This is a genomic window from Deltaproteobacteria bacterium (assembly GCA_019308905.1).
Classification (GTDB): domain Bacteria; phylum Desulfobacterota; class BSN033; order WVXP01; family WVXP01; genus JAFDHF01.
The window spans coordinates 1-6483 of sequence record JAFDHF010000115.1; the positions used below are offsets into that span (position 1 = coordinate 1).

The following is a 6483-nucleotide window of genomic DNA, read 5'->3' on the forward strand; positions in this document are numbered from 1 at the left end:
ATGCCGTCGCCCGGCAGGGCATGACCAGGGAGGAGGCCAATGAGATCGCCCTGAGGCTCCTGGCAAAATACGAGGACAGAGCGGCAGATGCCCCGATGGGCAAGGAGTACCAGGAGTGTTACAACGTTCCCAAAGGTCTGCCCACCCAGGAGCATTTCGACATGTACCGCCGGATAAAGGACGAACTGGCCGGGATGGGTATCGAGTTTCCCTATTAGAAAGTGGGAAAGATGATAGGTCTCGAGGGTGTTTCTTCGCAAACTATCCATACCGCACGGTACGGATCGTTTGCGAAGACCGCGTAGATCTGCGGGCATCTTCTCGGGGAACCCCCGCTCGGCTCAACAGGTCCTTCATGGAAGCCGACCTCAAGGCCGGTGTCGAGAGTATCGTGGCCCGTCCCGCGACGGTTACCGTGGAGGGGCCAAGATCGTTCCTCCAGGATCCCGGCATGGATACTCTCGAGGAAAACCACTTTCCAGCGGTTACCGGGTTGAAATCCAGCCAGGAAATCGTCGAGAGTAACGAGAATGCGAGGAGATCGAAGGGATTGCGCGGCCGTCGCCTTGCGAACAGCTCGGTTCGGATTGCACATCGATCCTGTCCATGGTGCGATGGTGTCGATCGAATTCGGAAGGAGCAATTTCCAACAGCAGAGGTCCCGGAGGAATAGGAGAATGTTTTTTTCCATTTCCCGCTGTTCCCCAGGAGGCCGTGGATCCAGCAAAGGAGGGGTAAAATGATTAGATTCTGGGATATTGTGGAAAGAGCTGAACAAGGAAGAACCGTAGCTGCGGACGAGTGGGACCGTCTGGTTGGAACCGTGGCTGCCAAGGTCGTGTCGGACTACGACCTCAAGTACGACCCGGAGGACCCTGTCCCGTCCGACGATGCTCTTGCCGACCGCATGTTCGAAGCCGGGGTGGAGCTTTTTGAAAAGACCGGAATTTACTGTATGGATACGGGGAAGGTCCTCGGGTTTACCAGAGACGAGATCATGGAAGCCCTGGAGGCCGCCCCTGACAGGGCGCTATAGTCAATTTCTCTGCTGTCGGGACGCCCGTGACCGAGGAACTCTTTGTGCCCGTCTGCCAGAGCTATGCCCAGGAGCCGATGGCCGATACGTTTTCCGGCCCCCTGATCACCACCTACAGGGGGATGGCGGTGACTTCGGGTTCCCCGGTGGAGGTGGAGGCGGGGATATGGAATGTGGTCAAGCTGCGCGAAGCGGCCCGGTGGGCCGGCAGGCCCACGATTCCCATACACAATTTCATGTCGGTTGCCGAGAAGACGGATGCCACTATTGCTGCTGCGAGACCGGAGCTCGGTGCCCTCCCCGGAGACGGTCTGTTCGTGGCTGCGGTCGCAGAGCTCAAGGTCGATTACGAAAGGCTCAAGAAGGTCGCCTTTCTCATTCATAGTCCGTATGTGATCGGCGGGCTCTACGGGCCCCTCATGGGGGGCTACGGGGGAGGCCCTGCGGCAACGGCGGCGTTGCTCGTGGCGCATCACATCCTCGGCGTGCTCGCCTTTAGAGCCCACCGCCACAATGCCTTTCCGGTTCATATACATCAGGTCTGCAACACGACCCGAGACATGCTCTGGCTCGTGTCGGTTGCAGGGCAGGCCCTGGCGCGGAATACGCACCTTGTGGTCTTCGCAAATGCTTTCATGGCTTCGGGTCCCTGCACGGAGATGATCGTGTGGGAACTGGCCGCACATTCCGTCGCGTCCACGGTTTCGGGGTGGCATTTGAATCCCTGTGCCGTGGCCAGAAACCGTCAGCCTCTCCACTGCAGTGGGATGGAGCCGAGGATCCATGCCGAGGTCGGCCACGTGGCCGCCAGGGGGTCGGTCTCGCGGAAAGACGCGGGCCGGATCGTCAAGGCCCTTCTTGGTCGCTATGAGAAGGAGATCCCCAAGGCCCCGATCGGCAAACCCTTTACCGCATGCTACGACCCGGTGAGCGTAAGGCCGACGGGAGAGTATATCGAACTCTGGGATAGGTGCAAGAAGGTACTCGGCGACCTGGGGCTTGATTTTGGGCTCATACCATAGGGCGTGTCGATTCTACCGAGAATGTCAGAACTGTTCAAATCCTTCGAGCGCTTGTTTCTGACGAACCAGTTCGACTCGTCATGGAAACGAGAATCTTTCGAACCCACGACCCCCCTGCTTCGTGATCGAGGCGGGGGGGAGCTGTCAAACCGTCTTCCCCTACAGACTGAAGCAGGGAATCCTGCACCGGCAATCCTTGAAAGAACGAAAGCCGCTCTCTACGTCTCCCGAACGCTCCCTGTCTTGCGCTTACCCACATAGCTCAACGCGAGCAGGAGGGCGACGCTTATGAGGACAAGGACTGTGGAAATAGCGGCAATGGTGGGATCCATCTCGTCGCGGACGTTTTCGAACATCCGTTTTGGGAGAGTGGCGGCCCGATAGCCGCCGATAAAGGCTGCGATTACGACCTCGTCGAAGCTTATGATGAAGGCAAAGAGAGCCCCGGTGATGACCCCGGGCCGGATAATCGGCAGGGTTATTTTGAGGAAGCTCTTCAGGGGTGTGGCGCCCAGGATCTGAGCCGCCTGTTCCAGGCTTCGATCAAAATCCTGGAGAGTTGCCGAGACGATCACGACCACTATCGGTATGGCGAGGCAGATGTGGCTGAGAAGAAGTGCCCAAGGGTTTCCCACGAACCTGAGCGAACTGTAAAAGTAGTAGACCGCCAGGGCCGTGACCACGAAAGGAACGATCATGGGTGAAAGCAGAAAGGCGTGGAGAGCCCCCTTGCCCGGGAATCTGCCTCTTACGAGTCCCACGGAAGCCGTCACCCCGAGCAGGGTGGCCACGCTCATGGTTCCCAGGCCCACCTTCAAGCTCAGCCAGAGCGACCCTGTCCAGGCAGGTGTAGTGAAGAAGGAGTGATACCAGCGGAGGGAGAACCTCCCCGGTGGGAACTTGAGCAACAGAGAGTCGCTGAAGCTCATGGGAATGATGATGAGGGACGGCAGCACCAGATAGAAGGCTACGAGTCCGCCGAACCCGTAAAGCAGCCACCATGCCCAGTGTCTCCGTTCCATCTTAGCGGCCTCCGAAAAGCGCCTCGACCTTCATGAACTTCTGCACCATCATGACCAGCAGCAACGTCGCGGCCAGAAGTACCAGGCTGAGAGCCGCACTCAGACCCCACTGTAGAAGTTCCATGACTCGCCGTTCGATCAACACCGCGATCATCAGATCCTTCTGCCCGCCCATCAGTGCGGGGGTGATGAAGAATCCCAGGGAGATGATGAAGACCAAGAGACCACCTCCCATGACGCCTGGCAGGCTCAGAGGGAAGAAGACCCGCAAGAAGGTCTGCCAGGGTCTTGCGCCCAGAGTGTAGGCTGCAGCCGTGAGGCGGGGGTCGATGTTTCGCATGACGCTGTAGAGAGGAAAGATCATGTAGGGCAGCATGATGTGGGTCATGCCGATAATCGTCCCCGTGGTGTTGAACAGAAGCTGAACGGGGCCGTCCGTCAGGCCCAATTCGATCAGCAGGAAATTTACCACCCCTCTCCGCCCGAGCAGGATCATCCAGGCATAGGTCCTAACCAGAACGGATGTCCAGAAGGGCAGGATGATACAGATCATCAGGATCTTCTGCCACTTCTCGCGGGCGTGAAGCAGGAGGCCGGCCATGGGATATCCCAGAATCAGGGTGAGGAGGGTGACCGTGCCCGCCACCCGGAAGGTGGTAAAGAAGACTCTGAAATAGTAGCCCTCGGGATCCTGAAAGATCTCGCGAAAGTAGCTGGTGGTGAACCCCTTGTGGAACATGGCCAACTTGAGAATCCCGAAGAGGGGATACCCGAAGAAGGCTGCCACAAAGAGACCGGCTGCGCCCGCGAGGAGTGCGTAACATACCTGGGGATGCCTGTAGAACCCCCCTCCAAGAATCCGTGCGGGTTGCATGAAACCGCGGTTTTTCCCGGAAGGGGGGGATTCCAAGGACTTATGAGGATTCATTCTTAAGAGGTCATCCACTTTTCGAAGCGTTTTTCCACGGCCTCCTCGTTGTCTGCCCAGTACTTGGCGTTCTTGAAGACCGTGAGAGGCCTGACCTTGGGACCCGTACAGAGAACATCTTCGCGGCCCTTGGGCATGAAGTCAAAGGCCTTCGTGTTGCTCGGCCCCATGTAGTAGTGGGTGCTGAAAGAGCCCTGGACCTCGGGATCCATGCAGTGGCTGATGAACTTCATTGCGGCTCCCACCTGCTTGGACCCGCGAGGAATGACCAGATAGTCGTTACCCACCAGGGCCTGATTCCAGGTGAAGTCTATGGGTTCGCCCATCTCTATGGTTTTCTGGATCGGTCCGCCTGTCACTGCCCCGAAATCCACCTCGTTCGAGACTATGAGGTCGAGGGCCATTTTGGTATTGGCCCAGAAGATTATGTCCTTCTTGACGGTGCTGAGCTTCCTGAGGGCCCGTTCCACATCAAGAGGGTAGAGCTTCTCCTTGGGCACGCCGTCACCCAGCAGAGCGATCTCCAGGGTTTCGTAGGCCTCGTTCCGGGTAGTCCGTTTTCCCGAAAACCTGAAGAAATCAGCCCAGCTCTTCGGAGCGGTTTCCCTGCTGTACTTGCTCTTGTGCCAGGCCAGGACTATGTGGTAGAAGACGTTGGCCGCCCCTGCTGAGACGACTCCCCCCGGCACCAGTTCATTCTTGTGCCCGATCACGGCCCAGTCGAGGGGTGTAAACAGGTTGAGCTTCATTCCCCGGAAATAGACCCGGGCCTCGGCGTCCACCACATCCCACTCCACGTTTCCCGTGTCGACCATGGCCTTGATTTTTGCAAACCGCGGGGTCGATGTCCGGATGACCTCGATGCCTGTCTTCTTGACAAAGGGGTCGATCACGTATTTCTGCATGTTCTCTCCATAGGGTCCTCCATAGGTACAGAAGACCACAGGCCCCTTGTCGGCCGCCGCCTCTCCCTTGCGAGGCAGGAGTACGAGCGGCCCGGAAGCGGCGAGAACACCCGCAGCCGCAGCCCCCTGTTTCAAGAACGATCTCCTGGTGACTTTCTTGTTCTTCATCGAGCTCTCCTCCTTTCTTCACTGTTTCATGGTTTGAGTGCCACACTATTGATCGGATTCCACCCTATCGTGACCTTTTCTCCCCTGTCTGGGCGGCGGATTCCCTCACGGTTGTGCTGTTTGAGAATGAGGCCTCCTCCCTTTTCCAGTTTGATATAGTACTTGGTGATATCCCCCATGTAGATGATTTCCTCGACAACACCCGAGACAGTGGAATTGACCGAGTCCGATCCATTGACGAAAGTGATCTTCTCCGGGCGGATCGAAAGGTGAGCCTCCTGGCCCACTGCAAAGCCGGAACCCTTGGGCACACGGATCCTGGGGATCGAGGGATTGCTCACGATGATAGAATCCTCTTCTATCGACTCCACCCTAACGTCGAGAAAATTCGTCTCTCCTATGAAATCGGCTACGAATCGGCTTGCAGGGTTTTCGTATAGCTCGTAAGCAGAGCCGACCTGCTCCAATCGGCCGTTTCTCATCACGGCGACCCGGTCCGAGAGGGTGAGAGCCTCCTCCTGATCGTGGGTGACATAGAGTACGGTGATTCCTACCTGCTGTTGGATATGCTTCAATTCGATCTGCATGGCTTCCCGGAGTTTCTTGTCGAGAGCACCGAGAGGTTCATCCATGAGGAGAAGATGGGGGCGATAGACAAGGGCCCTGGCAAGGCTCACGCGCTGCTGCTGTCCCCCGCTCAACTGAGACGGGAGCCGTCCTCCAAGGCCTTCCAGGTGAACCATGGCCAGAGCTTCATCAACCCTCTGCCGGATCTCAGAGGATGGCCTCTTGCGCATCCTCAAGGCAAAGGCCACGTTTTCGAAAACGGTCATGTGCGGAAACAAGGCGTAGTTCTGAAAGACCATGCCCAGTCCCCGCGAGTACGGAGGGACTTGTGTCAGTTCCCGCCCCTCGAGAATGACTCGCCCTTTGTCTGGGATGACAAAACCCGCGACCATCATCAAGAGTGTGGTCTTCCCAGATCCTGAGGGGCCGAGGAGGGTGAGGAATTCGCCCCGGTCCATGGAGAGGCTGACCCCATCCACGGCTCGGACAGACCCGTAATGTTTGAAAAGGCCCTCGAGTTCGAGATAGGCCTCTGAATCCTTTCCGTCTTTGACGGTTATCATAGTGCTCACAAGCCGAGGGTGTATGATTCCCCCCACACCCCGGGCTCATTCTCAAATCGGTCAAACCCCTTGTTTCTCTATAGAAAACTCTTTCTCTATTGCGGCTCAAAATTCCGTTTATTCTAACCAGAGGCTCTGTTGTTGTCAAGGTTTGAGGGGGTGGAGTTTCCTGACTTTTGGAGAACACCCTTGCCTCCGAGCGACATTGCGGAAGCGGTGGGGTACCCATCAAGGGTGAGCGGGGAGGGGAAAGGTCGTGTTCGTGATTCGTG

Annotated in this window: 8 protein-coding genes; 4 read left to right on the top strand and 4 right to left on the bottom strand. The window is 57.4% G+C overall.

The genetic code is table 11. The features are described from left to right. From JRJ26_20050 to JRJ26_20065, 4 genes are all read left to right on the top strand, one after another. Positions 1-218: monomethylamine:corrinoid methyltransferase (locus tag JRJ26_20050; GenBank protein ID MBW2059784.1), on the top strand; the 218-nt coding region annotated here is incomplete at its 5' end. Positions 219-355: 137 nt separating this feature from the next. Then, positions 356-673, top strand: a complete 318-nt coding sequence (locus JRJ26_20055; protein ID MBW2059785.1) for a hypothetical protein — start codon at positions 356-358, stop codon at positions 671-673. A gap of 66 nt (positions 674-739) precedes the next feature. Then, complete coding sequence (locus JRJ26_20060; protein ID MBW2059786.1) at positions 740-1036, top strand: monomethylamine:corrinoid methyltransferase; 297 nt, start codon at positions 740-742, stop codon at positions 1034-1036. Positions 1037-1062: 26 nt separating this feature from the next. After that, complete coding sequence (locus JRJ26_20065; protein MBW2059787.1) at positions 1063-2058, top strand: monomethylamine:corrinoid methyltransferase; 996 nt, start codon at positions 1063-1065, stop codon at positions 2056-2058. A 218-nt stretch (positions 2059-2276) separates the two neighbouring features. Here JRJ26_20065 and JRJ26_20070 read toward each other — a convergent pair whose 3' ends face one another. Genes JRJ26_20070 through JRJ26_20085 form a run of 4 tightly spaced genes read right to left on the bottom strand, consistent with a single transcriptional unit; the run spans position 2277 to position 6211 of the window. After that, on the bottom strand, positions 2277-3080 hold the full coding sequence (locus JRJ26_20070; protein ID MBW2059788.1) for an ABC transporter permease: 804 nt from the start codon (positions 3078-3080) through the stop codon (positions 2277-2279). Between the two features lies 1 nt (position 3081). Beyond that, on the bottom strand, positions 3082-3954 hold the full coding sequence (locus tag JRJ26_20075; protein ID MBW2059789.1) for an ABC transporter permease: 873 nt from the start codon (positions 3952-3954) through the stop codon (positions 3082-3084). 56 nt (positions 3955-4010) lie between these two features. Next, entirely contained in the window at positions 4011-5081 is a 1071-nt protein-coding gene (locus tag JRJ26_20080; protein MBW2059790.1) for an ABC transporter substrate-binding protein, read from the bottom strand. A 26-nt stretch (positions 5082-5107) separates the two neighbouring features. After that, complete coding sequence (locus JRJ26_20085; protein MBW2059791.1) at positions 5108-6211, bottom strand: ABC transporter ATP-binding protein; 1104 nt, start codon at positions 6209-6211, stop codon at positions 5108-5110. Positions 6212-6483 lie beyond the last annotated feature (272 nt).

What these genes read in the sequence shown, in the direction of transcription:
- JRJ26_20055 (MBW2059785.1), top strand. Translation starts at nt 356, where the DNA reads ATGGAAGCCGACCTCAAGGCCGGTGTCGAGAGTATCGTGGCCCGTCCC.
- JRJ26_20060 (MBW2059786.1), top strand. Translation starts at nt 740, where the DNA reads ATGATTAGATTCTGGGATATTGTGGAAAGAGCTGAACAAGGAAGAACC.
- JRJ26_20070 (MBW2059788.1), bottom strand. Translation starts at nt 3,080, where the DNA reads ATGGAACGGAGACACTGGGCATGGTGGCTGCTTTACGGGTTCGGCGGA.
- JRJ26_20075 (MBW2059789.1), bottom strand. Translation starts at nt 3,954, where the DNA reads ATGCAACCCGCACGGATTCTTGGAGGGGGGTTCTACAGGCATCCCCAG.
- JRJ26_20080 (MBW2059790.1), bottom strand. Translation starts at nt 5,081, where the DNA reads ATGAAGAACAAGAAAGTCACCAGGAGATCGTTCTTGAAACAGGGGGCT.
- JRJ26_20085 (MBW2059791.1), bottom strand. Translation starts at nt 6,211, where the DNA reads ATGATAACCGTCAAAGACGGAAAGGATTCAGAGGCCTATCTCGAACTC.